Origin of the sequence: Pseudanabaena yagii GIHE-NHR1 (assembly GCF_012863495.1) — a bacterium.
Taxonomy (GTDB): domain Bacteria; phylum Cyanobacteriota; class Cyanobacteriia; order Pseudanabaenales; family Pseudanabaenaceae; genus Pseudanabaena; species Pseudanabaena yagii.
In genome coordinates, this window is the sequence record NZ_JAAVJL010000003.1 from 89,618 (window position 1) to 114,863 (window position 25,246).

A 25,246-nucleotide genomic window follows, 5' to 3' on the forward strand; every position below is an offset into this window, starting at 1 on the left:
TCAGGTTTTACACAAAAGAATTCTGGCTTAACGACAGCAAGTGAAACCAAACTTCTCTAAATGATTGCTATTAAGACCTTAAAGTCCAGATGGGAAAAGTTGCCACGAAGGCTCCAGCAGTGGGGAGGATTTTTTCTGTCGAGTGGCAGCGTCTACTTATTAGTATTCGGACTACGTTGGTTAGGTTGGTTACAGCCTAGCGAGTGGGCAGCCTTTGATTTATACATGCAGTTGCGTCCCAATGAGCCAGTAGACGAACGAATTATTATTGTTGGAGTAAAGGAGTCAGATATTCGCTATTTGGGAAAATGGCCAGTATCTGACCAAGTATTAGCAAAGATTCTCCGCAAGATTCGTGCTCAAAATCCTAAGGTGATTGGGCTAGATTTATATCGAGATATTCCTGTTGGTGAAGGTTATACAGAATTAGAAACGGTCTTTAAAACTACACCAAATTTAATTGGTATCGAAAAGAGTATTGGCGATCGCTTTAATACGGTCATCTCGCCGCCACCTGCGTTAAAAGCCTTGGGGCAAGTGTCCGCAAATGATGTCATTGTCGATCCTGATGGGAGGTTGCGACGCGCCTTTCTATACCCAATGCCAGCAGGTAATGAGGGACTACCCAGCCTTGGTTTAGCAGTTGCGCTTGCCTATTTCAAAGACCAAGGTATCGAACCCCAATCCTCAGAAGTAGGAGGACATTTACAAATTGGGAAAACTGTTTTTAAACCTTTAGAAAGCAATGATGGTAGTTATGTTCGCACCGATGCGGGGGGCTACCAAATTTTGATGAACTATCATGGCTCCTCCCTCAAATTTCGCCAAGTTTCACTGGAAGATATTCTCGAAAATCGAATTCCCACAGATTTAATGCGCGATCGCATTATCTTAATCGGCGCACAAACCCCCAGCCTTAATGATATTTTTTATACCCCCTATAGCAGTAACTTCATTACCTCTCCAAGTCAAATTTCGGGAGTAGAATTTCAAGCGAATGTTGTCAAAATGATTATAGGCTCTGTCCTAGAAAATCGTCCTCTTTTTAAAGTTTGGTCAGATGTTTGGGAAGAGTTATGGATTGCTGGTTGGTCGATTCTCGGAGCTTCTATTGTTTGGTTCTGTGCAACTAGACGTTTAGTGCTTTTAGTTAGTCTAGTCTTCATCTTTGCTGTAGTTCTGATTGGGAGTACCTATTTTCTCTTCATTGCAGGTTGGTGGCTACCAATAGCCCCCTGTATATTTACTTATATAGTCTCCATGATCGTCATGCAGAGCTATATTTATGTATCGCGATTGAGAGAACTCAATGCTGCACTTTCTGATTCGATCGAGATGCTAGCCCATGACGCTTCCCATGACTCACTAACAGGGCTACCCAATCGCAATCTGTTTATGGATCGGGTAGAACATGCCATTAAATATAGCAAGCGCCACTCAGAATATCTATTCGCTATCTTTTTCATTGATCTGGATCGTTTCAAGATGATTAACGATAGCCTTGGTCACAATGTTGGTGATTTATTTTTACAAGAGATTGCAAAGATTTTACAGGGATGTTTACGCTCAATTGATACGGTGGCGCGGATTGGTGGTGATGAATTCACAATTCTCATTGATGATATTCAAGATGTGAGTGAAGCTTTGATTGTTGCTGATCGCATTTTGAATAAGTTTCTGTCACCAATCATCATTCGCGGTGAAGCAATTTTTCCGAGTGCAAGTATTGGTATTGTGATCAATACACAGGACTATACGAATGGAGTGGATTTACTAAGGGATGCCGATATTGCGATGTATCGTGCTAAAGCCCTTGGTAAAGGTCGTTATACTCTCTTCGATCAAGAGATGTATGAACAAACTTTGCGATTGACACAGCTAGAAAGTGAATTGCATTATGCGCTAGAGCATGGAGAGTTTGAGCTTTACTATCAACCCATAATTGCTCTATCCACTAATCAACTATCTGGGTTTGAGGCTCTAATCCGTTGGAAAAATCCGAAACGGGGCTTTATTTCCCCAATCGAGTTTATTCCACTTGCTGAAGATACAGGTCTAATTGTGGCAGTGGGTGACTGGGTTATGAAAGAAGCTTGCCATCAATTGCAGGATTGGATGCGTCAATTTCCTGAAGCTGCACATCTTAAGATGAGCATTAATTTAGCAAGCCACCAAATCCGTGAGCCAGATCTTCTCGATAAACTAGATAGTATTCTAGCACAGACAGGAATTGATGGTAGTTCGATCCGTTTAGAAATTACTGAAAGTACGTTAATGGATCAAGGTGAACAGACTATTAAAAAACTTTCACAACTAAGGGCGCGGAATATTCAGCTTAGTATTGATGACTTTGGTCAAGGCTATTCTTCACTTAGCTATTTACATCGTTTCCCTATTAATATCCTCAAAATTGATCGCGCTTTTGTCAATCAAATGAGTGATGGTGGTGAGAATATCGAAATTGTGCGGACTATTACGGTGCTTGCCCATACTTTAAATATGAGTGTGGTTGCCGAAGGTGTGGAAACTCAACAGCAAGCGGAAATCTTAAAACAGCTAGGCTGTGAGTTTGGACAGGGTTATCTCTTCTCCAGACCACTGACTGCTGCCGATGCGGAACTCGCGATCGCTAAAAGTATAAATTTATCGCAAGTTAGTTGATTGACGCGATCGCTTACTATCAATGGTGATAATGTCAAGGGTCAATCACTTGATGTTATTGCTTCTAATAATAATAACTTCAGTTCATGGTAAGCTTGCGAGTTTTACAACCCCATAATCAAAATCCTTGCTACGCATGGCTTTTGATTATGGGGTTTGAGAGAGGATTTGCGTAGTAACCACTCTCTCAAACCCCTTGTTTAATTATTCTCCACGAACGTTCTAATAAGTTTCAATACGTTCCTATACAACTCAAATATTCTAGAGGTTTAACTAGACATCATTTCAAACATCACTTCGTTATGTTGTCTTTAGTAAGATAACAACCTTTAGATACAGTCGTTATCATCACCTGCGATACATTTTATAGACAGGAGATTCATAATGAGAATTGCCCAAGTTTCACCACTATGGGAACAGGTTCCTCCCCCCGCCTATGGCGGTACTGAACTGGTAGTAAGTTTACTCACCGAAGAATTAGTTAAGCGTGGTCATGAGGTCACTCTATTTGCTTCAGGAGATTCTACTACTTTAGCTAAATTAGAATCTGTGCATCCTAGAGCCTTACGTCTGGATACCAGCGTCAAAGATCCGAATATCTACGACATGCTGAATATGAGCCGTGTTTATGAGAATGCTGATCAATTTGATATTATCCATTCCCATGTCGGATGTGTCGCATTACCCTACACAAATTTAGTCAAAACTCCTACAGTACATACGTTACATGGCATTTTCACGCCCGACAATGAGAAGTTATTTAGCCATGTACGAAATCAACCGTTTATAAGTATTTCTAATTCTCAGAGGGATACGAATTTGGGCTTAAACTATGTATCCACGGTTTATAACGGTATCGCTCCTAACACTTATAGCTTTTATCCCCAGCCAGAACATCCACCGTATCTGGCTTTTTTGGGTCGCATGTCGCCTGAAAAGGGAGCGCATTTAGCAATTGAGATCGCGAAACGTTCAGGATGGCATCTCAAAATGGCTGGAAAAGTTGATGCTGTGGATTTGGAATATTTTGAGACGAAAATCCTTCCCCATATTGGTAGTAGTCAGATTGAATTCCTTGGCGAGGCTAATCACCATCAAAAAAGTGTGCTCATGGGTGGAGCTGTGGCGACGCTATTCCCGATTACATGGAAAGAACCTTTTGGACTGGTGATGATTGAATCAATGGTGACAGGAACGCCAGTCATTGCCATGAATTTAGGATCAGCTTCTGAGGTGATTGCTCATGGAGTAAGCGGATTCCTCTGTGATACCGTAACGGAATGCGTAGATGCGATCACTTTGGCTGCTCAACTAGATCGGCGAGTTTGTCGAGATCATGTGCTGATGAATTTCACGGCAAAGCTGATGGCAGATAGATATGAAGCCGTGTATCAAAAGATTTTGGGAGAAAAGTATTCTCGAAATGGTCAGAAGCGCGATTTGGTAATGCAAACCCATTAGAGAATTAGTGGCGCGAAGCGCCATCAATTCTCTAGTCAAAAAGGAGAAAAATATTATGTTGAGTTTGAATAGACAGGCGATCGCACTTATTTCTGATCATGCTGACCCTGCGGCGGAAATTGGCTCAGAAGAGGCAGGTGGACAAAATGTATATGTACGTCATGTGGGTGAAACCCTTGCAGCGCTTGGTTGGCAAGTGGACATGTTTACGCGCAAAGCTCATGCCGATGATGAGTCGATTGTGCAGCATTCGCCCCATTGCCGCACGATCCGCCTCAAAGCTGGTGCGGAGGCTTATATCCCTAGAGATCGCTTATTTGAGCATATGCCAGAGTTTGTAGATTCATTTCAAACATTCCAAAGGACTCAGGGTATGAATTATCCCTTAATCCATACGAATTACTGGTTATCGGCTTGGGCGGGAATGGAATTACAAAAAACTAGTGGTATCCAGTTGGTGCATACTTATCATTCCTTGGGAGCCGTAAAATATCAATCTCTAGTGGAGATCCCTCAGGTTGCGAATACTCGTTTGAGGATTGAACGAGAGATCTTAGAACGGGCTAATTGCGTTGTGGCAACTAGTCCTCAGGAACAAGAGACTTTGCGATCGCTGGTTTCGACTCGTGGTCAAATTGAAGTTATTCCCTGTGGTACTGATACGGCTAACTTTCGCCTAACCTCAAAGGCTCATGCTCGCGCTAAATTGAAACTCGATAGCCGCGAAAAAATCATCCTCTATGTTGGTAGATTTGACGAAAGGAAAGGGATTGAGACTTTAGTAAGAGCCTTTGCTCTACTCAAAAGCCATAATCTTCAAAATCTCAAGTTGATTATTGTCGGAGGTAGCTCGGCAAATATGCCTGATGGTGATGAAAGGAATAGGATTGAGCATATTGTAGATGAATTAGGGCTTAAGGATTCTACGTTTTTTGCAGGTAGGATTGGGCATGATATTTTACCGCTTTACTATACTGCGGCGGATGTATGCGTGATTCCGAGCTATTATGAACCCTTCGGATTAGTAGCGATCGAGGCGATGGCTTGCGGTGTGCCTGTCGTCGCTTCTAATGTCGGTGGTTTGAAGTTCACGATTATTCCTGAAGAAACAGGTTTATTAGTTGAACCAAAAGATATTGAAGGTTTTGCTAATGGTATTCATCGAATTCTATTTGATGAATTATGGGTCAGGAAAATGCGGAAACAGGCTTCAGCAAATGTGAATCAGCGCTTTAGTTGGACTGGTGTGACAATCCAATTGAGCGAACTCTATCGGCATGTGTTAGCGCGATCGATTATGCATGAGCAGGCTTGGAGTTACAAAGTTCCAAGTATTACTAGATCTGCGTAAATTAGCGATCTAGAATTGGTGAAAGGAATGAGGGCAATCAAGAAAAAATGATACTCATCCAAACATGGCGATTTATAGTATTGATAGTAGCTGTATTTGGCTTAGGTTTGTCTATGAACTATTTGCTGAAGTTACCACCAATTGCCATTATTAGCATTCTGTTCTTATCCCTATTGGTACTTGTGATTATTTACAGACGCAATCGCTGGTGGTCTGAGACTGATCAATTACGAGTCAATCTGATAAATGGGCAACAACCAATTCAGCCTAAAGTATATGACTCAAAAGAGATTGAAGGTCTACCAGATCCCGCACAGCGATTTTTTAAAACTGTACTTCAGGAAGGGCAAGCGATCATTACAAAGGTCGAATTCTCTCAGCATGGGCAGTTTAACATGAATGAAATGGAGGATAAATGGCATAAATTTAATGCTACGCAACTTGTGGTCACGCAAAGACAGGGGTTTGATTGGGATGCAAAAATTCAGATGATGCCATTCGTAAATGTATTTGTTCATGATACATACCTGCTAGGAGAAGGGCATCTACAAGCTTCATTAATTGGTCTTTTTACGGTTGCTAAAATGCACAATATTCCTGAACTAAACCAAGGAGAATTATTACGCTTCCTTGCCGAATCGGTTTGGTATCCAACATCGTTGCTACCTAGTCAAGGTGTAATCTGGGAAGCGATCGATCAGCATTCTAGTCGTGCTACTTTGACCGATGGTAAAACAACAGCCTCGGTCGTTTTTCAGTTTGATACGGAAGGATTAATTACCAGTATGCGTGCTGAAGCCCGTTGTTATCGTGTGATTGGAGATAAATTGACGTTTATGCCTTGGGTAGGCAAGTTTGGGGAATATTCAGATCATAATGGAATGCGGATTCCCTTAGAAGGCGAAGTGGGTTGGGAGCATCCAGAAGGCGCTCGGCTTTATTTTAAAGGAAAAATCACCAAGATTAGCTATGAGTTTGCATCGTAATAGATTTACAGAAACGAAGATGAGTAGTACGCATCTTCGTTTCTATAACTTTCACAAATAAATTTAACTAAATTATAAAATGCCCAACACAACTAAATTAGCGATCATTGAACCTGCGACAATTGAAGTTGGAGGCAGGACATTTGTTCCTATTGATAAAAGTTTGATTTCTCCTTGGGTTTGTGTCACTGGTGAGCATCCGATCGCTACCTTGACCTTAAAGGACGATGATTTATTCCTAATTACGGATACATTGGGCAATATCTCAGATCTAAGCTGCCGCCTTGGTGGTATTGAAGATAGCATGGGTTTGTTTTGTCGTGACACTAGGTTTTTGAGCCGTCTAGAGTTACAAATTAATGCGCGATCGCCTATTTCCTTTAGTAGTACAGCGCGTAAAGGCTTTGCGATGACGGTGTTATGTGCAAATCCCGAAATTGACGATGAAAAGGGTGGTCACATTAAAGCAGAAACCATTGATATCCATCGAGAAATTGTGATTAAAGGTGGTTTCTTTGAGCAGACCCAAGTAACTAACTACAATACACATCCAGTGAGCTTTATGCTCAGTTTAAGCCTAGATGCGGATTTTCTGGATTTATTTGAAGTGAGGGGAGCTAGGCGCGAAAAAAGAGGTAACTTCCTACGCTATGTTCCCAATCAAGATCAGAAATCTGCGGAAATTCTACCTAAAGAAATTGTACTTGCCTACGAGGGACTAGATGGCGCTTTGATGGAATCACGGGTTCAGTTTCACTCTTTTCAGCCTCAAGAAATCCAAGGCTATACTGCCATCTGGCACGTAGAATTAGCTGCCCATGAATCGAGAACGATTGGATATCGGATTCATTTGTTTACGAATAATTCTCCAACCTCGATAGTGAGTGTGCCTGAAACCTTTACGCAGGCGAAAACTGAGGAGTTGTTAGAAGAGAAACTTTGGACAGAACAAATTACGAAAATTCAAACTGACAATAAATCTCTGAATCATGTCATTGATCGCGCTGTACAGGATATTTATTTACTCAGACAGACATCAGAAAAGTATAACTTCCTTTCGGCAGGAGTGCCTTGGTTTTCAACTTTATTTGGCAGAGATTCGATCATTTCTGCTTCGCAAACCTTGGCTTTAGATCCCACGATCGCCCGTGATACGCTCTCCCTTTTGGCTTACTTTCAAGGCAAAGTTGATAACGAATGGCAAGATGAGCAGAAGGGGAAAATTCTCCATGAAATCAGGCTAGGAGAGATGGCGCGTTGTCATGAAGTTCCCCATACTCCCTACTATGGAACCGTAGATGCGACTCCTCTCTGGTTAATGCTCTATGCTGAATATTATGCTTGGACTGCGGATCAGCCCACCTTAGATCAGCTATGGCCGAATGCGCTCTCGGCAATGGCATGGATCGATCGCAACTGCCAAGAAACGGGATATCTCCGTTATTATCGTTCCTCGGACAAAGGTTTGCTCAATCAGGGTTGGAAAGATTCCGAAAATTGTATTGTCAATAGTAAAGGAGAAATCGCAGAGGGCGCGATCGCTTTATGTGAAGTGCAGGGCTATGTCTATGCCGCCAAAATCCGCATGAGTGAGTTAGCGGAAAAAAGACAGTTGTTTGATCTTGCAGATCTTTGGCGATCGCAGGCACAGGATTTAAAATCAAGATTCAATCACGATTTTTGGATGCCCGATCAAGACTATTGCGCGATCGCCTTAGATGGAAAAGGTAAACAGGTTGATAGTATTACTTCTAATGCTGGTCATTGCTTGAATTTAGGGATTTTCGATTATGAAAAAGCAATCAGTGTCGCCGCCCGTTTAAATGCCCCTGATATGTTCAATGGTTGGGGTATTCGGACACTGAGCAGTCTATCTCCCGCTTACAATCCGATGGGATATCACATTGGTTCCGTTTGGCCCCATGATAATAGTCTGATCGCGATCGGGATGCGATCGCATAGTCTCGTCAAACAATCCCTGAGGATTGCTCAAGGCTTAATCGATATGACGATCGCTCAGCCCTATCACCGCCCACCTGAGTTATTGTGCGGCTATGAGCATGATGGCTTTAGTTTTCCCGTCCAATATCCTGTCGCCTGTTCACCGCAAGCTTGGGCAACGGGAAGCATCTTCCAATTAATTGCGGTTATGGTAAATTTTGTCCCCGATGCACCTAATAATCAACTTAGAATTCTCGATCCCTGCTTACTTAACTCTATCAATCGTTTGTCGATTCAAAACCTACGAATTGGACAAACATTACTAGATTTAGAGTTTGAGCGATTAGGCGATACTACTGCCTGTCGAGTCAATAAAAAACGCGGCAATGTCCGCGTCATCATTGAGGCATAGCAGTAGCGATCGCCTTGTTATAGCTAATTTAGATAAAAACTAAAGCTTCGACTTCGCTCAGCTAGCTTACACCGAGGGCTGAGCGAAGTCGAAGCCCCTCTACAAATTATTTAAAACAACTATAATTCGTAATGCTGTAATTTCTGAAATAGAATCAATCAAATTAGAGAGATTAATGGCTTAGTAGCATTGATGTAGAGGAAGCGATCGCTTGTTTGTTCTTTCACAACCGTGAATCCCCAACTGGTGATCAAATCTAGCAATTCTTGTTTTTTATCTATCCATCGGCTGATGGTTTCTGCAATCAATAAACTGCCGCCACCTTTGAGGGTGCGATGGGCTTCTTGGAGATAGTCGGCATAGTTTAAGCCCATGAGGGATAGAGAAAAGATGGCGACATCGAGGGTTGCATCGGGGAGAGGTGTATGGGCGATGTCACAGGCTTGTACTTTGGCGTTGATGGCGATGTGGTCGAAGGAATGGACTTGGTGATTGGGAAGTAATTCGGCTAGTTTGGCTTCACCGCAACCAAAGTCACCGATTTGGAGATTGGTATAGTTTTGGAGCTTTTCGGCGATTTTTTTGTAGGGAATTTCTTGCCATGTTTCACGGGCGGCGCGATAGAGGTGGTGGTATTGATACCATTCTTCGGGATGTGCTTTGAGGCGATCGCCTGTGGTGTGGCTGTAGGAATTATTGAAGCGGTTGTTCATCGCTGAGAAGTCCCCAAAGCGGCGTTGTAGGATTTTAGCGATCGCGGCGGGTAAGGGAACGCGCAATTCTTCGCGGTTGATTTCATAGATGTCGCCACTTTCGACGCGATCGATCCATGTTTGCAGGGCTTCTCCTGCTTTTTGGAGGACGACTTTTTCCGATGCAAGTTCGCCCTTGGGAATTACGCCATCGATCGCCGTGTCAGCGAGGGATTTTTTCCATTGGATGCGACTCCATCGGTATTGGCGATCCCATGACCAGATATCGCCTTGATGGTCGAGGATGACTTGGGGAATGATTACTTCTACTTTGGCAAATGATGATTTTTGGCGATAGATGCGTCCGACTAGTTGCTCGTATTCGGCATGAGTCCAAGGAAGGCTGGCGATAATCAGGCGATCGCATACATATTGCAATCCATCTACGCCTGTACCGATGGGAGCCGTGCCGATGAGAATGTCGATTTCTCTGGCGATGAATTTCTGTTTGGCGGAATCACGTTCTTTGGTGTCTTCTACGCCTGTGAATAAGCCCACCTTGTAACCTGCGGCGGCGATCGCTTTGCGGAGTGGTTCGACCATGCCTTCGACATAGTGGGTATAGATGAGGGTTCCTGTTTTGAGATGGGTGATGATTGTGTCGATTTTGGCTGAGAGGAGGACTTGCTCGACGGCGAGGGGGCTGGTTTTGATGGCGGCGATGAGTTGGGGGCGCAGGTGTTCACCTGAGATTTCGGGAAAGCTTTCGGCGATCGCAATCTTGTAATTGGGACGATAGCGGATGCCATAGAGCATCAGTTTTTCGTGCATGGCGAGGGCGTTGGCAATTATATATGTTTACTAAGTGGGTCTAACACCTCTTCCTTGAGCATATATATCGCTTCTTTTACAGCTTGTGTTAGAGAATCTATATCTTTAAGCACATGGTTAAGATAGCCTGTATTTAAAGCAATGTGTGCATGTGGCCAAATATGACAATGTGGATAGCAAGACGAATCTGAACATTCTATATGTAGATGCAAACTTTGCTTGTATTTTGCATGAGCGGCGTTATCTGGTTCATTTGGATCACAATGGAGAAGCGCAAACTCTTTCTCTTCGGATATAGATGGTTCAATCATGTAAAAATGAAGATAAGCTCTATCTAGATAGAATAATTCTTCTCTATTCTGAGAAATTTTGTACCATCTTTCGTAATACATAGCGCGTAATTCACCAATAGTCCTAAATCTCATCTCATCGTAACGAGCATTAGGCTTTGATATATTATCTTTTGCCGCGACTATATGCTCCGTTGAACTACGACCAATAGGAGATACATCTAGTCTTTGGTAGTTTAAAGCAAGAGGTTTAAGTAATGGCTTTACGACATTATGTCTATTTCGCAGTTTTTTATAATCAATTAAAATTCGCTTATCTTGAGTTGCCATATATAGCCAGTTCTTCCTCACTAAATCCGTATAAATCAGCTACAATATGGTCAATTTCTGTCTCGATATCTATAATTTCAGAGCCTGAAGCAAGCAGACGTTTATCAACGAGAAGTAGCAAGTTGTGCATGGTAGAAGAATTTACTTTTGTTGGATCTGGAACAGGAGTCTTAAGCAAGCTTTTAGGTTCTAACATAGAATACCCACTGCCATATTTATGAGAATGTTCGGAGATGTAACGATAGCAAACACTCGAATTTAAGACAGCAGCAAAGTATCGCAGTAGCTCACTTTCAACATTGCGCTCCTTAGGAAAAATCACTGGAGATCGAACAACAGCAAATTTACCCGCACTATCAATTGAAAATCTAGGCATAATCGCTAAGTGTGGACTAACAATTTTTGCTTGCTGTAAATATTCAGATCGAGATCTTTCTAATTCCCACCAAAGAACTTGATTTTTTCGCACTGCGGCACGAGCCTCTAACTTTACTTTATGTTGTAATAAGTACTCCCATGTTTTTGGATATCTTAGTTTAAGATCATCTTCATTAAGCTTTTTACCTTCAGCATATGGATAAAACAAATAACTTTCTGTCTGTTTAGGAGTAGTATAAGATTCCATTTCACGATCTGAAAGAAATGGAATAAAAATACCATCTTCTCCTTTTGGTATTTGCCATCTTGGAACTATAAATACCTCGTTACTACCAGTTTGAACGCCTACTCGAATATTCATAAACTCACCAATAGTTGGGAGTAATTTTAATTTGCGTTCGATACTAGCAGTTGTAGGAGTTTGTATTATCCATTCATCAGATTCAAAAACATCTTGATTCACATTGAAAATATTGTAAAATTTGGTTTCTGACTGACGACCTTCGACTATATCTTGTAACGCTTTCCCCAATAATTCTTGGCATTGAGCAATAGTAGCCATAGGTGCTTGATCCAAACTATAGCGTTTCTGGAAAATCAGAAGAATAACATAAGTATTGACATCCCCGAAAACTTGAATAGCGGAAAGATCTACTAAACAACGAATCCAAGCTGTTTGAGAAATAAGGTTGCGAATTCCAGAATCACTTTTTGACAAAAGGAATTTATGGGGTAAAACAAATAGACCATATCCACCAGGTTTCAAGGATTCTATCGCTATCTTTAAGAAAGCTAAAGATAAATCTACTTTTCCCTGAGAAGTAGTTCCCATAAAATCAGCAACTCTCGCTCTTGTTGCTTCATTTTGATCTCCTAATGATACAAATGGTGGATTAGCAATAACAGCACCAAAACTATTTTTTAATTCTGGATGGTCTTGAGTATACTTAATAGCTTCCTCCACTTTTATTTCAAGATTAGATGGTAATTTATCTGTAAGAACTAAATAGAGCAAAGAAAGTGATAAGAGAGCTGAATGGCATGCATTGGGATCAATATCTAGACCAGTTACATTGCTAAATGCTGTTTCGATAAATTCAGTTGTTATGCCACCTTGGGTAGGATCGCATTGAATCTCCAAAAGTGTTCTCAAAAAAATACCAGAACCGATAGCAGGTTCCAATGTACGCAATCTCTTAAACTCCATCGGTGGCATTTGCTCACGTAGATATCTTGCAAAAAAACCTGCTATAAATTGAGGCGTATAAACACTACCATGAGCTTTGTTTTGTATTTCATCTGGTAAAGGTGGAAAGAAACTAAGCTGATCGGCATCATTTTCTGTAAATCTTAAAAGACTGGTATATCTTTCATAAATACGACTCAGAGCATGTTTGGATATGAGAGAGAAGTCATATTTATAGGGCTTTGCGTATTTGATTCTATAAAAATCTCTTACAAGAACTTCTAGGGTTTGTCCATCTAGACCATCAAAAACACTAAGTAAAGATTCATCTATTAGATATTGTGGTATTTCTTTTTGATCAAAATATTCGAGAGTTCTAAAAATTGCTTTGCGAATTGTTAATTGTTCACCTCTAGATTGAATAACGTTCTCAAACAAAGCTTGCGAATTTGAAAACTCCTCAGCCCTAAATGGGTAAAGACGACGAAAATTATCTTCAACCGCTCTAGTAAATATAATTGCATTAAACAGAGCAGACAACTCTCTATTAGAGATTGAGTTTCCCATCTCAGAATATAAATTGCGCTTCCAAAATGAAATTGTATTGATTAGGGCATCATCTAGAGCAGGAAGATTAGGATTTTGTCTCTTTCCTGAAATTTGCTCAAATGCTTTGCTTCTCAAATTATCTAAATTATCATGAGAAATATGACGAGTTTCTACAATTTTCTCTGGATCACAACGGTTAAAAATATACGAAATTTGGTCAGATTCGATCTGAATATGCCAATCAACTAAATTGTTATAGGATATGTTGAGTAATCGTTTTCTTTCTTCATAATTCAGATCCGAATATCTTCTTTGGAGGAAAGTTATGACAGCTTGGTTTTCTAGACCATGTTCAATTATTAAATGAGCTTTTGCAAATTCATTGGTTGAGGGTATTTCTAAAATATCACTTGGAGTCCACCCAAAATTGTGAGCAAAATCATTCAAAATTCTTGCACGGTCAGTGGTCGGCAGTTTTGATGCCGATGTAAGTTGCAAAACAGTGCTGTACAACCCAGAAACCATTCCCATCCTCAAATTTTTTCAAGACTTCTCATAGTAACACCTTAACAACAAGCATATACCACAAAAAATAGTGTTGCTATTAAAATAATCATGATCTAGAACAATTGCAATATTTATCATTAAAAACTTAGTATGAATTCACTGTAATCTCAAAGAGCGTAGTATTTTGGTATTCCCTTATCGCTGTTTGGTTTTGAGTAAATAGGTGATCGGGTTTTGGGTTGTGAGGGGCGATCGATGTTTGATGTTGAATTTAGGCGATCTTTTGTGGGTGATGAAGGAGCGATCGCTGTTTGATGTGGGGAATAGGCGATCGGGTTTTGTGGGTGAAGAAGGTGCGATCGATGTTTGATTTGAGGGAAAAGGTGATCGGTTTAGGGTGATGAGAGGCGATCGCGCTCAATTATTCACACCTTACCCTGCTTTGCATAAGCATCCACAAGATTGGAGATCATCTCTTGATATGAAGAATTGCGGCGTTTAGCCTCGCGCTTAAAAAACTCAATACTTTCTTGAGTAAATTCCATCGTAATTGTTACCGTCTTTTGCCTCGGAATTAACTGATTCACTGGAGGCAAAAAATCTTTAACAATAGTGACATTCCCAATTGGTTCAGCAGGATCAGGAATTGTGTTGTTCATAAAATTTCCTCCATTTACGCCATTGAGCAGCTCCAAATATCCGAATCACTCCATCTCGATAAGTAAAACGCACTGTCAATACAAGATCATCTACTTTTCCGATACAAAACCAACGTTCCTCCAACTCACTATGTTCCGAATCATGGACAATCAATCGGTTGGGATCGAAAAAAGCATATTGAGCAGTTTCAAAATCTAAGCCATGCTTTGCCTTGTTATCAGCATCTTTTTGCTCATCCCACTCGAAAGTGGTACTCATATCATATAAACCATAAGCATTTTAATCGACAATTTACAACTGCTTGGAGACATTTAAATTTTACAACCACTTTTAGCTTTTTGGTGTGAAATCGCTGTTTGATGTGGGAATAGGCGATTGGGTTTTATGGGTGTTGAGGGGCGATCGCTGTTTGATTTGTGGGAATAGGCGATCGGGTTTTGGGTGTTGAGGGGCGATCGCTTTTGATTTGGGAAATAGGCGATCGGTTTTTGTGGGTGATGAAGGTGCGATCTCTGCCTTACAAACTTAAATCCAATGCAAAAATAATCGCTTGCTTGATTTGTAACATCACATCACTTGGCAAATCTCCCAACTTGCGTTCTAATCTTGCAGTAGGAATAGAAGCAATACCCTGAACATTAGCTATAGATGATTGATTGAGAAACTTCAAGTTAGGAAGTACGACTTCATACTCACTATTTCTATACTGAGTCGTCAGAGGAACATAAATTGCTAAAACTCTTGGAGGATTTGCATCATAACGAGAAACAATGACAACAGGACGAGTCTTCGCAGCTATGCCTAAATCCGCTAACCAAACTTCACCCTGCTTAATATTCATCCAGCAAATCCAATACCTCTTGTTCCACAGACCGCGATCGCAAAATATCTAACGCATCCCGATCAGCTAAATCAATTATTTCCAAAATGAACTGTCTCGCCAATTCAGCAACATCTGGTTGCCATTTGGCTAATCTTACACTTAATGTTTCCGCTAAAGTATCCATACTTTACCTTTGCTTAAATCATCAATCTAACCTAGATTAACATACTTGATGAGAGGCGATCAGGTTTATGTATGGTGTGGTGCGATCGCTGTTTGATGTGGGGAATAGGCGATCGGGTGTTGGGTGGTGAGGGGAGATCACTGATTGATTTGGAGAAATAGGCGATCGGGTTTTGTGGGTGGTAAGGGGCGATCGCTGTCCTTACCAATGCTCTATCACCAAACCATCCACATAATCAAAATCTGAATCATCAGTCACAAGCACCCAACCACGTTCCAAACAATGCGCCGCAATCCAAACATCATTCATCGGAATTGGTCGCCCCTTTCGCTTCAAAGCCAAACGGGTTTGTGCATAAACAACCGCCGTTCTTCTCTCAATCGGAACAACTACACAAGCCTCAATAAACTCCAAATAGCGAGGTAAATTTTTTAATGCGCGGGTAGAGTTCTCAGCGCCAAACAATAACTCGCCCGCCACAATCGCCGATAAAAATATCTCTGGCAATGCCAAAACCCTTGAAACAACTTCAGGATCACCATTCAAAAAACGAACTGCAACAGAAGTATCTAGCGCAATTTCACCACTCATTTATATCCACCTGACGGCAATCAGTTCTAATTACGTTCTGCAAATCAGCCGCCTCATCATCACTCAAAATACCTGCAAATTTGGCTAATGGATGATGAATACGTGTCGTCTTAACCCGATGCAAAAAATCTAAAACTACTTTGACTAACTCATCTGGAACCTCTGTAAGTTCTTGGATAAGCTGCTCCCGACTAGTCATATATTTGACCCTCTTTAGCAAAGTTATGGCTAATATTATAACGAATCAGCATCAAAATGAAATATCCATAATTCAGGCGATCGCTGTTTGATTTGAGGGAATAGGCGATCGCTGTTTGATGAGAGGAATAGGCGATCGGGTTTGTGGGTGGTGAGAGGCGATCGCTGTTTGGCGTGAGGGAAAAGGCGATCGGGTTTGTGGGTGGTGAGGGGCGATCAGTTATAATTATGATTAATCCAGTAAGTTATATTGGCTGCTATGACTAACGCATTACAATACATCTGTGATTCAGAAGGACAAACAGTATCGGTAGTTGTCCCTATCGACTTTTGGCGAGAACTAATGGCAGAGAGAGAAACTGCCTATTTACTCAGTAGTCCAATCATGAGAGAAAGACTACTTGCAGCCAGAAAACGTCAAGATGGAATCTCTTTGGAAGCAGCCTGTGAAAAACTTGGAATTTGATGCAGATACTTTTGAGGACTTAGCTTGGTGGATTGAAAATGATCGTAAAAAAGCTTTAAAAATCATCAAACTGATTCGTGAAGTCCAACGTAATCCATTTGAAGGCACAGGACAACCTGAAGCTCTAAAACACGATCTATCTGGTTGTTGGTCACGCCGTATCGATCAAGAACATCGTCTAGTTTATGAAGTCCTAGACGATAAAATTAGAATTCTCGCTTGCCGTTTTCACTACTAGAAATCGCTGTTAGATGTTGAGATTTAGGCGATCGGGTTTTGTGGGTGGTGAGGGAGCAATCGCTGTTTGGTGTGGGAAATAGGCGATCAGGTTTGTTGGGTTTGATGGGCGATCGCTGTTTGATGTGGGGGAATAGGCGATCGGGTTTTATGGGTGGTGAGAGGCGATCACTCTAAAATCCTAAGCCGCAGCAAGCTCATATTGCAAAGTAAGAAATTCATTAGCCTTCAAATAGGCGATCGCAAACTCACATCCATCAGAATCCGCAAACTCCACCAAATAATCAGCCCCCTGATTATCCTGATGAATATCCACAATCGTACCAACTAAACCCACTGGCAAAGCTGAATTAAAATCATATTCTGCTTCCATCAGAGAAAGTCTATCTATAGAAATTGGTTTTAAAATAGCGATCGTATCGAGTAACTGTGGAGTTTTCATTATTTCTCTCTCTTTAAAAAAGCACTAATCAATCGTGGATAACCAGATTCTATACTAACTTCCCAAATAGTTCTTAGTTCAGCACCTCCTGTATTAGGAATTTCCCAATCCACCTTGTATTCTTTACCAAATCTTGTATTACTCTCCTGCACAACTTCACCTTCAACTGCCGCAACTTGAATTAATTCAACCAAACTATCAGCATTTTGAATTGTAATACCCAGTCTGGATTCAAACACCCTTGCCTTGTCTTTACCCTTATCATGGTTGATGTTTAAGCAATATCCTAAAATCTTTTGCATAGAAATTTCAGGGCGATCGCCATTTGGTAATTTCATAGGCAGAAGTCAATACTAAATTAATCTTAGTATACCCAACTGTGAGGCGATCGCTGTTTGATTTGAAGGAATAGGAGATAGGGTTTTGTTGTAGTGAGGTGCGATCGCTGTTTGATTTGAGGAAATATGCGATCGGGTTTTAGGTGGTGAGGGGCGATCACTGTTTGATTTGAGGGGAAAGGAGATCGGTTTAGTGTGATGAGAGGCGATCGCTGTTTGTTTGGGAATAGGCGATCGGGTTTGTGGGTGGTGTGAGTGCGATCGCTGCCTTACAAACTTAAATCCAATGCAAAAATAATCGCTTGCTTGATTTGTAACATCACATCACTTGGCAAATCTCCCAACTTGCGTTCTAACCTTGCAGTAGGAATAGAAGCAATACCCTGCACATTAGCTATGGATGATTGATTGAGAAACTTCAAGTTAGGAAGTACGACCTCATACTCACTTTTCTATACTGAGTCGTTAGAGGAACATAAATCACTAAAACTCTTGGAGGATTTGCATCATAACGAGACACAATAACAACAGGACGAGTCTTTGCAGCTATCCCTAAATCCGCTAACCAAACTTCACCCTGCTTAATATTCATCCAACAAATCCAATACCTCTTGTTCCACAGAACGCGATCGCAAAATATCTAACGCATCCCGATCAGCTAAATCAATTATTTCCAAAATGAACTGTCTCGCCAATTCAGCAACATCTGGTTGCCATTTGGCTAATCTTACATTTAATGTTTCCGCTAAAGTATCCATACTTTACCTTTGCTTAAATCATCAATTTAACTTAGATTAACATATTTGCTAGGAGGAGATCGCCGTTTGATTTGGGGAAATCGGCGATCGGGTTTCGGGTGGTGAGGGGCGATCGCTGTTTGATGTGGGAAATAGGTGATCGGGCTTGTGGGTGATGAAGGGGCGATCGCTGTTTGATTTAGGAAAATAGGTGATCGGGTGTTGGGTTTTGAGGGTGCGATCGCTGTTTGGCGTGAGGGAAAAGGCGATCGGGTTTATGGGTGGTGAGGGGCGATCGTCGTTTGGTGTTTAGGGAATAGGCGATCACAAAATCCTAGCTTAATTGCTAAAATACCTACACAACAATTAATCCTATAAATACCATGTCCGAAAACACTATCACCCTAGACGACATCTTTGCTCTCTTCCGCGAAAGCGAACAACAACGCCAAGAATATCAGCACCAAGCCGAACTAGAAATGGCGGAACTCCGAAAGACTATTGAACAAACAAACAAACAAATTGAGCAAACTAACAAACAAGTTGGGGGACTAACCAGCAGATGGGCAGAATTTGTCGAAAACCTAATCAAGCCTGCTGCCGCTAGAATTTTTAGAGAACAAGGAATTGATGTTCATTACACAGCCATGCGGGTGAAAGGAGATGATGATCGTGGCTCAATGGAAATTGATATTCTGGTAGAAAATGGTAATGAAATAGTAGCAATTGAAGTGAAGTCCCATTTAGAAATTCGCAATGTGAAGCGATTTTTGGAAGTATTAGCAAGATTTAAAGAAGCATTTCCCAAATACAAAAACTATAAAGTTTATGGAGCCGTAGCAGGAATAAAAATTGATGAAAAGGCAGATGAATATGCAACACAAGAAGGACTATTTTTAATCGAACCCGCAGGAGATTCTGTCATTATTGCCAATAGTCAGAATTTACAGCCGAGAATCTGGTGATTTTTATTGATTGATAGGCGATCGGGTTTATGGTGATGAAGGGCGATCGCTGTTTGGTCTGGGTGAATAGGCGATCGCTAATTTTAAGAAAGTAGCATTTTAACTTCAGAAATAAAAGTTTGAGCGTTAGAGATGGCATTTTTCGCCATTTCCTCATCCTCAGTCATATCAAATTCATAATCACAAGTTTGTCTGGCATCGTAAGCTTCCCTCAGCAAGTCTGCAACACTTGGAGTTATTTTCCCTGTTTTCACAAAATGTAGACTAAGCATCTTAAGAACTCCTTTATGAGTAGAAGTATCCAATCCCTCAGAGAGAAGTAAATATTGAGTCATATAAAAATAATAAGCACGTGATATAGCAGAACGATAACGTCCAGAATCGCAGGGCAATTGAGCAGTTTCCAGATCATCATTGGACAATAGCAAGAACTTTGCTAATTCATATCTCAATACCTTCACGCTTAACCACTCTCAGAAAAGAAATTTCACCTGCTAAAAATCGAGATTTTGATATTGGGATAATTGAGATTAATTCATCGTATTCCCTCGAGAAGTACCAAAAAAGACTAGACATTCTTGATCGCTCCTCAACTGCGTTAACAGGATCTGCCAAAACTACCATCCCATCAATATCTGATTCAGAAGTAGCCTCTCCTCTTGCATGAGAACCAAAAAGAATCAACGAAAACAATCTGTCTCCATAGAGTTCTACCAGACCACACTTTAGCTCATTCAACAAAACAAATAATTGCTTGTTCTTAATAGTTGTAATCATAGATTTAAGGCTAAAGCAAGCATTATCAACACTATTCTAATCTAGGATCACTAACATGAATAGGCGATTGTTGTTTGATTTGAGGGAATAGGCGATCGGGTTTTGGGTGGTGTGAGTGCGATCGCTGTTTGGTGTTGAGAAATAGGTGATCGGGTTTTGTGGGTGTTGAGGACGTGATCGCTGTTTGATGTGGGGAAATAGGCGATCGGGTTTATGGTGGTGAGGGGGCGATTGCTGTTTGACTTGGGGGAATAGGCGATCGGGTTTTGAGTTTGAGGGGCGATCGCTGTTTGATGTGGGGAAATAGGCGATTTGTCATTTAATCTACTGTCATTCTATCGAGAAAACCCTTTAGCTTTTATCCATCTACGCTTAGACTTATCAACCACAGTAATTCCAGTTACAGAGAAAAAGCCACTATCTATATCATTAGACATCGCAGGAAGTAAAAGCCTCACATTGTTTTCATAGTTTAACTTCCAAATAGTAGATAACTTCTCTCTTCCATCTTCATTCACATAGACTTTCTTATCTTTTGAAATTAATACCATCGCCACTGAACCCGAATTTTCTGTCACCACCAGCACAAAATTTTCTCGATCAGCCTTCAAACCTGCGTACCATTCCTGAAGATGCTCCTCTAACTCAAATTTGTATAAATCATAATCCATCTGTCCTTGCTGTAGCAAAGCTTTGCTCAATAAATCTGATATTTCTTTTTCTCTTCTCGACATAATGTTAAGGTCAAGTTCTAAGTTGGGATCTAGTTTATCGCACTGTATTAAGTAGATTAGAGATATAGAGATAGGCGATCGCTGTAAGAGTGATCGCTTCTCATTCTGAGGCGGAACAAAATTTAGATTTGCGATAGCAACAAGCGATCTCTGGTGTCGAGTTTAATCTTTACTAAAATTTTTGCAAAAATAGAACCTTAATGTGCGATTGCCAGTCTAAAGAAAAGTCATTCAAGAAATGTCATCAAGTTTGTCTCACCAAGCTTGGATTAATGCAACTTGCTTTATGGAAATAATTCTATGGATCGCATCGTACTGAAAGGTCATTTTTTGAGACGGGCAGGATTTGGGGCAACCCTCGACGAATTGAATAGTGACATTTCCCCTGAAATGTTGTTATCAACTTGGCTCAACGAATCACCAGTGCTGAATGTCCCTGCACCTCTACCCATAGTCAAAAAAGGTAAACAGGATCAATCGCGGGAAATGTGGCGCTGGTTATTAAAGCAAATGGTGAATGCTAATAATCCATTACATGAACGCATGGTTAACTTTTGGCGCGATCGCTTTGTGGTATCACTCCGCAAAATTGGCAGAGCGCAGTTCTTGCTAGACTACGAAAAAAGATTGCGAGCCTATGCGATGGGAGATTTTCAGGAATTGATGATGCAAGTAACTACTAGTCCCGCGATGCTCAACTATTTGGATAACGCTCAAAATCGGGCGGGCAAGATCAACGAAAACTATAGTCGTGAAGTGATGGAACTGTTTACCCTTGGGCAGGGGCAATATACTGAAAAGGATATTCAAGAGGGGGCGAGGGCATTGACGGGATGGCAGGTGAAATTACGTCCTGAGATGGGCATTGCTGATGTGACATTCGTAAAGCGCCGCCATGATGATGGAGTTAAGAATTATTTAGGACATTCAGGAAAACTCAGCACCCAAGATGTGGTGGAAATTTTAGTCAATCATCCTAGCACTGCCAGAAAATTAGCTGTCGATCTATGGAGTACCTTCGCCTATAGCAATCCTGAACCTGCGATCGTCGATCGCCTTGCACAGGTCTATAAACAGAACAATCGCAGCATCAGAGCCGTGGTTGCCGCAGTCTTCAATAGTCCCGAATTTTATAGTACCAAAGCCTACCGTAGCCATCTGAAAACACCACTCTATTTTGTTTTGAGCAGTTTGCGTCAATTGCAAATTGACGCAGATAGCGATCGCGTGATTGGTGATTTACGTGCTATGGGACAAGTACCCTACAATGCTCCGTCGGTCAAAGGTTGGCAAGGAGATCAGGGTTGGTTGACTGCGCCTTCTTTATTAACGCGGCTCAATGTCGCGCGGCAGTTTACTAAAGAGTATGGTGATGATGGGGGCTTTAAGTTCAATCCCGATCGCTACAGTGCCAAGGATTTAGTCACAGTTCTATTAGATGGTAATGGCGATCGCCAATTAGAAGAACAATTTACAAGTTTATCCAAACGCGAAATTGCAGCATTGATTCTATCTTCACCGATCTATCAACTGGCTTAAATATAGCCAAGATTAATGCTTGTTCCCATATGGATTTTTGTCGCTAAGACTCTTGCGGATAAAAAATGTCCCACCAAAGTTATCTAGCTTCGACTTCGCTCAGCTAACGTTGGCTGAGCGGAGTCGAAGCCACAGATACTTTAATTAATAGCAAGTCCCTAACTCTCAATTTGCAAATAGAAGATTACCAATAGAAAATTATGAATAGAAGAGATTTTCTCACCTTGATGTCTAGCACGGCGGCAATGGCGATCCTTGCTCCTAGTTGTACTAGTGCCGCCCAAAGTAGCGATCGCAAAACTCTTGTCGTTATTGAACTGGCAGGGGGCAACGATGGCTTAAATACGATCGTTCCTTACAATGATCCTAATTACCGCAAATTGCGTCCCACTATTGCGATCAAGGATGGGATTCCTATTTCTAATCAGGCAGCATTCCATCCCGCTCTCAAAGACTTAAAACCTGTTTTCGATAAAGGACGAATGGCGATCGTTCAGAATGTCAGCTATCCTAATCCTAATCTATCCCATTTCCGTTCTAAGGAAATTTGGCAAAGCGCCCATCCTCAAGGTGCATCGGATACAGGCTGGTTAGCGAGATATCTCAGCGATGTGCAAGCGAAAACCGCAGATGCCATCTTTCTTGGTGAAGAATATCCTCTAGCGCTCACAGGTGATGGCGATCGCTATTTGCAACTGTCTCCTCGCCTAGCCGTGCAGCAACGGGGCAAACTTGGCGAAGCAATGCGTGTGATTTATAACAATCCTCAAGGTTCAGAATTGGCAGAGCAAGTCCGTCGCTCCGTACTAGAGAGCGAAGCTGCTATAAAAAAACTGACTAAAGATATTGATAAACGGGTTGACGATCATAGCTATCCCAAAACAGCGATCGGTAGACAATTTGCACTGCTTGCTCGTGTTTTAGAGTCACAGCCCAAGGTGGTCTATCTCACCATCGGCGGATGGGATACACATACTGGACAGGTGCGCCGTCATCAACAGTTACTAAGTGACCTTGGCTCTGGACTCGCTGCCCTCGATCGCGATATTCAAGCGCATAATATGCAGAAAAATGTCTTAGTTATGGTGCAAAGTGAGTTTGGTCGTCGTCCTGCGGAAAATGGCAATGGTGGAACCGATCACGGCACGGCTGCCCCTGTGATGTTGTTGGGCAATGTTCGCGGTGGTCTCTATGGTGGTAGTCCTGCATTAGATAGTCTGGTGCAGGGGAATTTACCAATGCAAGTAGATTTCCGTAGTATTTACGCTGAGATTCTCAACCGTTGGGAAGGATTTAGCGCAGCGACTATTTTGGATCAAGATTTTGCAAAAATCGGTTTTTTATAATAATAGAAAGTTCTTGATCATTTTAGCCGTTTCTCGATGCCACTCTTCATTACCAGTGTACGATAGATCTAGAAGAATAGATGTTCCGTTATTCAGCAAAACCACTACTTGATAAGCATCTGGCTCACCTTTTTGTTTAAAAATATCGACAGTCACATCATAAATTTCTGATAGGAGATATTGTCTTTTGTCTAGATTTCTTGAAAAAAACCAATACTTCTCAACATTAAGTTGATTTTTCTCTAAATCAAAAACCACCCTTCTTGTCGAAATCTGGAGGAATAAAAAAAGCCCTAAAGCAATCATCAAAATTCCAATCAAACTGCCACCAATATATTGCAGCATATTCGTAGAGTGAAAACTCATGAGAATCTTATAACAAACCTTATCCCTCAAACACTCTATCAAGTTTGGAAATAGCAAAAGCAATAAAATAAGACCTCCTATAGTTACCACAAAACCAGCGAAAGGAACCCCACATGAATTTGATTTGCAAATTAATTTTTGCTCAGATTCTTGGATTAGTTTCATAAATTTGATGTTACATGGAAAGATTTAGCTATAGCCAGCCAGTAAGTTAGGATACGGCAAGAGCAAGAACGGAGCCGATCACAAGGACATTATGGAGATTAACTGAATTGCGTAAGAGTTAACGCAGAAAACCCAAAGCTGCGCCGATTATTAAAAATATACCCATAATTAGTCGATACCAAACAAAGATCCAAGTGCTTTGCTTTTCTAAATAGCGTAATAGCCCAAAAATAGCCAGAAATGCGGAAATACTAGCTGAGAGTAACCCTGTACCAAGAATTAACCAACCATTGAGGTCTAATCCTGCCTTGCTTAAGGAATGTAATTCCACGGCTCCTCCGAGAATAATTGCGGGTAATCCCAATAGAAAAGAGAATCTCGCCGCAGTTTCGCGTTCCATATTCAGGAATAGCCCTGCGGTGAGAGTAGAGCCTGAGCGCGATACTCCAGGGATTAAGGCAAGCGTTTGGGCTATTCCCACTAGTAGTCCATCTAAAAGTGCCAGTCTTTTAAAATCTCTTTTTCTACTGCCCCGTAACTCCGCGATCGCCAATAATATAGACATCACAATAGAAGCAATACCAATTACCGTAAGACTACGTAGAGGAGAGTTAGGCGCATCTAGAGTCTTTTTGAGCAATAGCCCCACGATCACAATTGGTATTGTTCCAATTAATAATCCTAAAGTTAAGCGTAGAGATTGAGATTGATAGTCTTGATGGGCGATCGCTTTAATCGAACTACCGACTAAGCTTTTGATATCTTGCCAAAAGTAAGCTAAAACTGCACCTAAACTCGCAAGCTGCATCGCTGCGGAAAAGGCTGTACCAGGGTCTTGCCATCCCAGTAGACTGGGGACAATTCGCAGGTGAGCTGTGCTACTAATTGGTAATAGTTCAGTGATTCCCTGCACAATTCCTAAGAAAATCACTTTCAGCCAGCCTAGCTCCACAAAACCAAGGTCGATAGTCTCAGAAGCAGCTATTGCAGTTAAAAACATAATCTTTGGTCAAGATAGACAGGTAACAATATTAGATTAGTTTGGCAAAAAGTTAGCTAACAGGAGTTCAGGATAATTTAAAATAGGCTTTGAGAGAGGGTTT

General features: G+C 41.3%; 32 protein-coding genes and 1 pseudogene. 13 read left to right on the forward strand and 20 right to left on the reverse strand.

Annotation, left to right across the window (positions count from 1 at the left end):
• The first annotated feature begins 60 nt into the window (after nucleotides 1-60).
• The 5 genes from HC246_RS20570 to HC246_RS20590 all read left to right on the forward strand — a co-directional run bounded on the left by HC246_RS20570 (nucleotide 61) and on the right by HC246_RS20590 (nucleotide 8,812).
• Complete coding sequence (locus HC246_RS20570; RefSeq protein WP_169365323.1) at nucleotides 61-2,661, forward strand: EAL domain-containing protein; 2,601 nt, start codon at nucleotides 61-63, stop codon at nucleotides 2,659-2,661.
• A 384-nt stretch (nucleotides 2,662-3,045) separates the two neighbouring features.
• A complete protein-coding gene (locus HC246_RS20575; RefSeq protein WP_169365324.1) occupies nucleotides 3,046-4,122 on the forward strand; it encodes a glycosyltransferase family 4 protein in 1,077 nt (358 codons plus the stop codon).
• Between the two features lie 55 nt (nucleotides 4,123-4,177).
• Nucleotides 4,178-5,473 (forward strand): glycosyltransferase family 4 protein, encoded by a 1,296-nt coding sequence (locus tag HC246_RS20580; protein ID WP_169365325.1) that lies wholly within the window; start codon nucleotides 4,178-4,180, stop codon nucleotides 5,471-5,473.
• Between the two features lie 113 nt (nucleotides 5,474-5,586).
• Nucleotides 5,587-6,459, forward strand: a complete 873-nt coding sequence (locus tag HC246_RS20585; protein ID WP_211167885.1) for a DUF6920 family protein — start codon at nucleotides 5,587-5,589, stop codon at nucleotides 6,457-6,459.
• A 79-nt stretch (nucleotides 6,460-6,538) separates the two neighbouring features.
• Nucleotides 6,539-8,812, forward strand: a complete 2,274-nt coding sequence (locus tag HC246_RS20590; RefSeq protein WP_169365326.1) for an amylo-alpha-1,6-glucosidase — start codon at nucleotides 6,539-6,541, stop codon at nucleotides 8,810-8,812.
• Nucleotides 8,813-8,970: 158 nt separating this feature from the next.
• Here HC246_RS20590 and HC246_RS20595 read toward each other — a convergent pair whose 3' ends face one another.
• Genes HC246_RS20595 through HC246_RS20605 form a run of 3 tightly spaced genes read right to left on the reverse strand, consistent with a single transcriptional unit; the run spans nucleotide 8,971 to nucleotide 13,599 of the window.
• Nucleotides 8,971-10,335 carry a helicase-related protein gene (locus HC246_RS20595; protein ID WP_169365327.1) on the reverse strand — a complete coding sequence of 455 codons (1,365 nt, stop codon included), beginning with the start codon at nucleotides 10,333-10,335 and terminating at the stop codon, nucleotides 8,971-8,973.
• A 17-nt stretch (nucleotides 10,336-10,352) separates the two neighbouring features.
• On the reverse strand, nucleotides 10,353-10,955 hold the full coding sequence (locus HC246_RS20600; RefSeq protein WP_169365328.1) for a hypothetical protein: 603 nt from the start codon (nucleotides 10,953-10,955) through the stop codon (nucleotides 10,353-10,355).
• Nucleotides 10,939-13,599, reverse strand: a complete 2,661-nt coding sequence (locus tag HC246_RS20605) for an Eco57I restriction-modification methylase domain-containing protein (protein WP_169365329.1) — start codon at nucleotides 13,597-13,599, stop codon at nucleotides 10,939-10,941. Before HC246_RS20605 ends, HC246_RS20600 begins: the two co-directional genes overlap by 17 nt.
• 199 nt (nucleotides 13,600-13,798) lie before the next feature.
• Here HC246_RS20605 and HC246_RS20610 point away from each other — a divergent pair, with 199 nt between their 5' ends.
• On the forward strand, nucleotides 13,799-13,945 hold the full coding sequence (locus tag HC246_RS20610; RefSeq protein WP_169365330.1) for a hypothetical protein: 147 nt from the start codon (nucleotides 13,799-13,801) through the stop codon (nucleotides 13,943-13,945).
• 55 nt (nucleotides 13,946-14,000) lie between these two features.
• Here the strand turns inward: HC246_RS20610 and HC246_RS20615 are convergent, their stop codons facing one another.
• The 7 genes from HC246_RS20615 to HC246_RS20645 form a co-directional block, all read right to left on the reverse strand.
• Nucleotides 14,001-14,234, reverse strand: coding sequence for a hypothetical protein (locus HC246_RS20615; protein ID WP_169365331.1), 234 nt, complete (start codon nucleotides 14,232-14,234; stop codon nucleotides 14,001-14,003).
• Complete coding sequence (locus tag HC246_RS20620; RefSeq protein WP_169365332.1) at nucleotides 14,215-14,493, reverse strand: BrnT family toxin; 279 nt, start codon at nucleotides 14,491-14,493, stop codon at nucleotides 14,215-14,217. Before HC246_RS20620 ends, HC246_RS20615 begins: the two co-directional genes overlap by 20 nt.
• Nucleotides 14,494-14,752: 259 nt before the next feature.
• A complete protein-coding gene (locus HC246_RS20625) occupies nucleotides 14,753-15,076 on the reverse strand; it encodes a type II toxin-antitoxin system PemK/MazF family toxin (RefSeq protein ID WP_169365333.1) in 324 nt (107 codons plus the stop codon).
• Nucleotides 15,066-15,242, reverse strand: coding sequence for a hypothetical protein (locus tag HC246_RS20630; RefSeq protein WP_169365334.1), 177 nt, complete (start codon nucleotides 15,240-15,242; stop codon nucleotides 15,066-15,068). Before HC246_RS20630 ends, HC246_RS20625 begins: the two co-directional genes overlap by 11 nt.
• A gap of 31 nt (nucleotides 15,243-15,273) precedes the next feature.
• On the reverse strand, nucleotides 15,274-15,450 hold the full coding sequence (locus HC246_RS20635; RefSeq protein ID WP_169365335.1) for a hypothetical protein: 177 nt from the start codon (nucleotides 15,448-15,450) through the stop codon (nucleotides 15,274-15,276).
• Nucleotides 15,444-15,833 carry a type II toxin-antitoxin system VapC family toxin gene (locus HC246_RS20640; protein ID WP_169365336.1) on the reverse strand — a complete coding sequence of 130 codons (390 nt, stop codon included), beginning with the start codon at nucleotides 15,831-15,833 and terminating at the stop codon, nucleotides 15,444-15,446. The genes HC246_RS20635 and HC246_RS20640 overlap by 7 nt, the downstream gene beginning before the upstream one ends.
• Nucleotides 15,823-16,032 (reverse strand): hypothetical protein, encoded by a 210-nt coding sequence (locus HC246_RS20645; protein WP_169365337.1) that lies wholly within the window; start codon nucleotides 16,030-16,032, stop codon nucleotides 15,823-15,825. The genes HC246_RS20640 and HC246_RS20645 overlap by 11 nt, the downstream gene beginning before the upstream one ends.
• A gap of 143 nt (nucleotides 16,033-16,175) precedes the next feature.
• Between HC246_RS20645 and HC246_RS26530 the strand changes: the two genes are divergently transcribed.
• From HC246_RS26530 to HC246_RS26535, 4 genes are read left to right on the forward strand one after another with little or no spacing between them, the layout of a single operon-like run.
• Entirely contained in the window at nucleotides 16,176-16,298 is a 123-nt protein-coding gene (locus HC246_RS26530) for a hypothetical protein (protein ID WP_263972545.1), read from the forward strand.
• On the forward strand, nucleotides 16,291-16,497 hold the full coding sequence (locus tag HC246_RS20650; RefSeq protein ID WP_169365338.1) for a prevent-host-death protein: 207 nt from the start codon (nucleotides 16,291-16,293) through the stop codon (nucleotides 16,495-16,497). Before HC246_RS26530 ends, HC246_RS20650 begins: the two co-directional genes overlap by 8 nt.
• Nucleotides 16,454-16,735: a Txe/YoeB family addiction module toxin gene (locus HC246_RS20655; protein WP_211167886.1), complete on the forward strand. Its 282-nt coding sequence runs from the start codon at nucleotides 16,454-16,456 to the stop codon at nucleotides 16,733-16,735. Before HC246_RS20650 ends, HC246_RS20655 begins: the two co-directional genes overlap by 44 nt.
• Nucleotides 16,736-16,782: 47 nt before the next feature.
• Nucleotides 16,783-16,911, forward strand: a complete 129-nt coding sequence (locus HC246_RS26535; RefSeq protein ID WP_263972546.1) for a hypothetical protein — start codon at nucleotides 16,783-16,785, stop codon at nucleotides 16,909-16,911.
• A 4-nt stretch (nucleotides 16,912-16,915) separates the two neighbouring features.
• Here the strand turns inward: HC246_RS26535 and HC246_RS20660 are convergent, their stop codons facing one another.
• The 5 genes and pseudogenes from HC246_RS20660 to HC246_RS20675 all read right to left on the reverse strand — a co-directional run bounded on the left by HC246_RS20660 (nucleotide 16,916) and on the right by HC246_RS20675 (nucleotide 18,272).
• Nucleotides 16,916-17,176: a DUF4926 domain-containing protein gene (locus HC246_RS20660; RefSeq protein WP_169365340.1), complete on the reverse strand. Its 261-nt coding sequence runs from the start codon at nucleotides 17,174-17,176 to the stop codon at nucleotides 16,916-16,918.
• A complete protein-coding gene (locus tag HC246_RS20665) occupies nucleotides 17,176-17,514 on the reverse strand; it encodes a DUF6883 domain-containing protein (protein ID WP_169365341.1) in 339 nt (112 codons plus the stop codon). The genes HC246_RS20660 and HC246_RS20665 overlap by 1 nt, the downstream gene beginning before the upstream one ends.
• 26 nt (nucleotides 17,515-17,540) lie before the next feature.
• Nucleotides 17,541-17,675, reverse strand: coding sequence for a hypothetical protein (locus tag HC246_RS26540; RefSeq protein ID WP_263972547.1), 135 nt, complete (start codon nucleotides 17,673-17,675; stop codon nucleotides 17,541-17,543).
• A 108-nt stretch (nucleotides 17,676-17,783) separates the two neighbouring features.
• Nucleotides 17,784-18,106 (reverse strand): annotated as a pseudogene (locus HC246_RS27045) (type II toxin-antitoxin system PemK/MazF family toxin).
• Nucleotides 18,096-18,272 (reverse strand): hypothetical protein, encoded by a 177-nt coding sequence (locus tag HC246_RS20675; RefSeq protein ID WP_009629480.1) that lies wholly within the window; start codon nucleotides 18,270-18,272, stop codon nucleotides 18,096-18,098. The pseudogene HC246_RS27045 and the gene HC246_RS20675 overlap by 11 nt, the downstream one beginning before the upstream one ends.
• A 362-nt stretch (nucleotides 18,273-18,634) precedes the next feature.
• Here HC246_RS20675 and HC246_RS20680 point away from each other — a divergent pair, with 362 nt between their 5' ends.
• Nucleotides 18,635-19,216: a DUF3782 domain-containing protein gene (locus HC246_RS20680; RefSeq protein WP_169365342.1), complete on the forward strand. Its 582-nt coding sequence runs from the start codon at nucleotides 18,635-18,637 to the stop codon at nucleotides 19,214-19,216.
• 83 nt (nucleotides 19,217-19,299) lie between these two features.
• Here the strand turns inward: HC246_RS20680 and HC246_RS20685 are convergent, their stop codons facing one another.
• The 3 genes from HC246_RS20685 to HC246_RS20695 all read right to left on the reverse strand — a co-directional run bounded on the left by HC246_RS20685 (nucleotide 19,300) and on the right by HC246_RS20695 (nucleotide 20,727).
• Nucleotides 19,300-19,638: a HEPN domain-containing protein gene (locus tag HC246_RS20685; protein WP_169365343.1), complete on the reverse strand. Its 339-nt coding sequence runs from the start codon at nucleotides 19,636-19,638 to the stop codon at nucleotides 19,300-19,302.
• Nucleotides 19,639-19,657: 19 nt separating this feature from the next.
• On the reverse strand, nucleotides 19,658-19,993 hold the full coding sequence (locus HC246_RS20690; RefSeq protein WP_169365344.1) for a nucleotidyltransferase domain-containing protein: 336 nt from the start codon (nucleotides 19,991-19,993) through the stop codon (nucleotides 19,658-19,660).
• Nucleotides 19,994-20,328: 335 nt separating this feature from the next.
• Nucleotides 20,329-20,727, reverse strand: a complete 399-nt coding sequence (locus HC246_RS20695; RefSeq protein ID WP_169365345.1) for a hypothetical protein — start codon at nucleotides 20,725-20,727, stop codon at nucleotides 20,329-20,331.
• 300 nt (nucleotides 20,728-21,027) lie between these two features.
• Here HC246_RS20695 and HC246_RS20700 point away from each other — a divergent pair, with 300 nt between their 5' ends.
• On the forward strand, nucleotides 21,028-22,266 hold the full coding sequence (locus HC246_RS20700; protein ID WP_169365346.1) for a DUF1800 domain-containing protein: 1,239 nt from the start codon (nucleotides 21,028-21,030) through the stop codon (nucleotides 22,264-22,266).
• Nucleotides 22,267-22,466: 200 nt separating this feature from the next.
• A complete protein-coding gene (locus HC246_RS20705) occupies nucleotides 22,467-23,612 on the forward strand; it encodes a DUF1501 domain-containing protein (RefSeq protein WP_169365347.1) in 1,146 nt (381 codons plus the stop codon).
• Here HC246_RS20705 and HC246_RS20710 read toward each other — a convergent pair.
• Nucleotides 23,607-24,143 (reverse strand): hypothetical protein, encoded by a 537-nt coding sequence (locus HC246_RS20710; protein WP_169365348.1) that lies wholly within the window; start codon nucleotides 24,141-24,143, stop codon nucleotides 23,607-23,609. The two genes, HC246_RS20705 and HC246_RS20710, sit on opposite strands and share 6 nt — an antisense overlap.
• 118 nt (nucleotides 24,144-24,261) lie before the next feature.
• Nucleotides 24,262-25,143, reverse strand: coding sequence for an undecaprenyl-diphosphate phosphatase (locus tag HC246_RS20715; protein WP_169365349.1), 882 nt, complete (start codon nucleotides 25,141-25,143; stop codon nucleotides 24,262-24,264).
• Nucleotides 25,144-25,246: the final 103 nt, after the last annotated feature.

Coding starts and splice junctions, on each gene's coding strand:
- HC246_RS20690 (WP_169365344.1), bottom strand. CDS start 19,993: ATGATTACAACTATTAAGAACAAGCAATTATTTGTTTTGTTGAATGAG.
- HC246_RS20620 (WP_169365332.1), bottom strand. CDS start 14,493: ATGAGTACCACTTTCGAGTGGGATGAGCAAAAAGATGCTGATAACAAG.
- HC246_RS20710 (WP_169365348.1), bottom strand. CDS start 24,143: ATGAAACTAATCCAAGAATCTGAGCAAAAATTAATTTGCAAATCAAAT.
- HC246_RS20645 (WP_169365337.1), bottom strand. CDS start 16,032: ATGACTAGTCGGGAGCAGCTTATCCAAGAACTTACAGAGGTTCCAGAT.
- HC246_RS20595 (WP_169365327.1), bottom strand. CDS start 10,335: ATGCACGAAAAACTGATGCTCTATGGCATCCGCTATCGTCCCAATTAC.
- HC246_RS20650 (WP_169365338.1), top strand. CDS start 16,291: ATGACTAACGCATTACAATACATCTGTGATTCAGAAGGACAAACAGTA.
- HC246_RS20625 (WP_169365333.1), bottom strand. CDS start 15,076: ATGAATATTAAGCAGGGTGAAGTTTGGTTAGCGGATTTAGGCATAGCT.
- HC246_RS20580 (WP_169365325.1), top strand. CDS start 4,178: ATGTTGAGTTTGAATAGACAGGCGATCGCACTTATTTCTGATCATGCT.
- HC246_RS20680 (WP_169365342.1), top strand. CDS start 18,635: ATGTCCGAAAACACTATCACCCTAGACGACATCTTTGCTCTCTTCCGC.
- HC246_RS20600 (WP_169365328.1), bottom strand. CDS start 10,955: ATGGCAACTCAAGATAAGCGAATTTTAATTGATTATAAAAAACTGCGA.
- HC246_RS20655 (WP_211167886.1), top strand. CDS start 16,454: ATGGAATCTCTTTGGAAGCAGCCTGTGAAAAACTTGGAATTTGATGCA.
- HC246_RS20575 (WP_169365324.1), top strand. CDS start 3,046: ATGAGAATTGCCCAAGTTTCACCACTATGGGAACAGGTTCCTCCCCCC.
- HC246_RS20700 (WP_169365346.1), top strand. CDS start 21,028: ATGGATCGCATCGTACTGAAAGGTCATTTTTTGAGACGGGCAGGATTT.
- HC246_RS20705 (WP_169365347.1), top strand. CDS start 22,467: ATGAATAGAAGAGATTTTCTCACCTTGATGTCTAGCACGGCGGCAATG.
- HC246_RS20605 (WP_169365329.1), bottom strand. CDS start 13,599: ATGGGAATGGTTTCTGGGTTGTACAGCACTGTTTTGCAACTTACATCG.
- HC246_RS20675 (WP_009629480.1), bottom strand. CDS start 18,272: ATGGATACTTTAGCGGAAACATTAAATGTAAGATTAGCCAAATGGCAA.
- HC246_RS20660 (WP_169365340.1), bottom strand. CDS start 17,176: ATGAAAACTCCACAGTTACTCGATACGATCGCTATTTTAAAACCAATT.
- HC246_RS20640 (WP_169365336.1), bottom strand. CDS start 15,833: ATGAGTGGTGAAATTGCGCTAGATACTTCTGTTGCAGTTCGTTTTTTG.
- HC246_RS20630 (WP_169365334.1), bottom strand. CDS start 15,242: ATGGATACTTTAGCGGAAACATTAAGTGTAAGATTAGCCAAATGGCAA.
- HC246_RS20585 (WP_211167885.1), top strand. CDS start 5,587: ATGAACTATTTGCTGAAGTTACCACCAATTGCCATTATTAGCATTCTG.
- HC246_RS20615 (WP_169365331.1), bottom strand. CDS start 14,234: ATGAACAACACAATTCCTGATCCTGCTGAACCAATTGGGAATGTCACT.
- HC246_RS20715 (WP_169365349.1), bottom strand. CDS start 25,143: ATGTTTTTAACTGCAATAGCTGCTTCTGAGACTATCGACCTTGGTTTT.
- HC246_RS20590 (WP_169365326.1), top strand. CDS start 6,539: ATGCCCAACACAACTAAATTAGCGATCATTGAACCTGCGACAATTGAA.
- HC246_RS20695 (WP_169365345.1), bottom strand. CDS start 20,727: ATGTCGAGAAGAGAAAAAGAAATATCAGATTTATTGAGCAAAGCTTTG.
- HC246_RS20570 (WP_169365323.1), top strand. CDS start 61: ATGATTGCTATTAAGACCTTAAAGTCCAGATGGGAAAAGTTGCCACGA.
- HC246_RS20665 (WP_169365341.1), bottom strand. CDS start 17,514: ATGAAATTACCAAATGGCGATCGCCCTGAAATTTCTATGCAAAAGATT.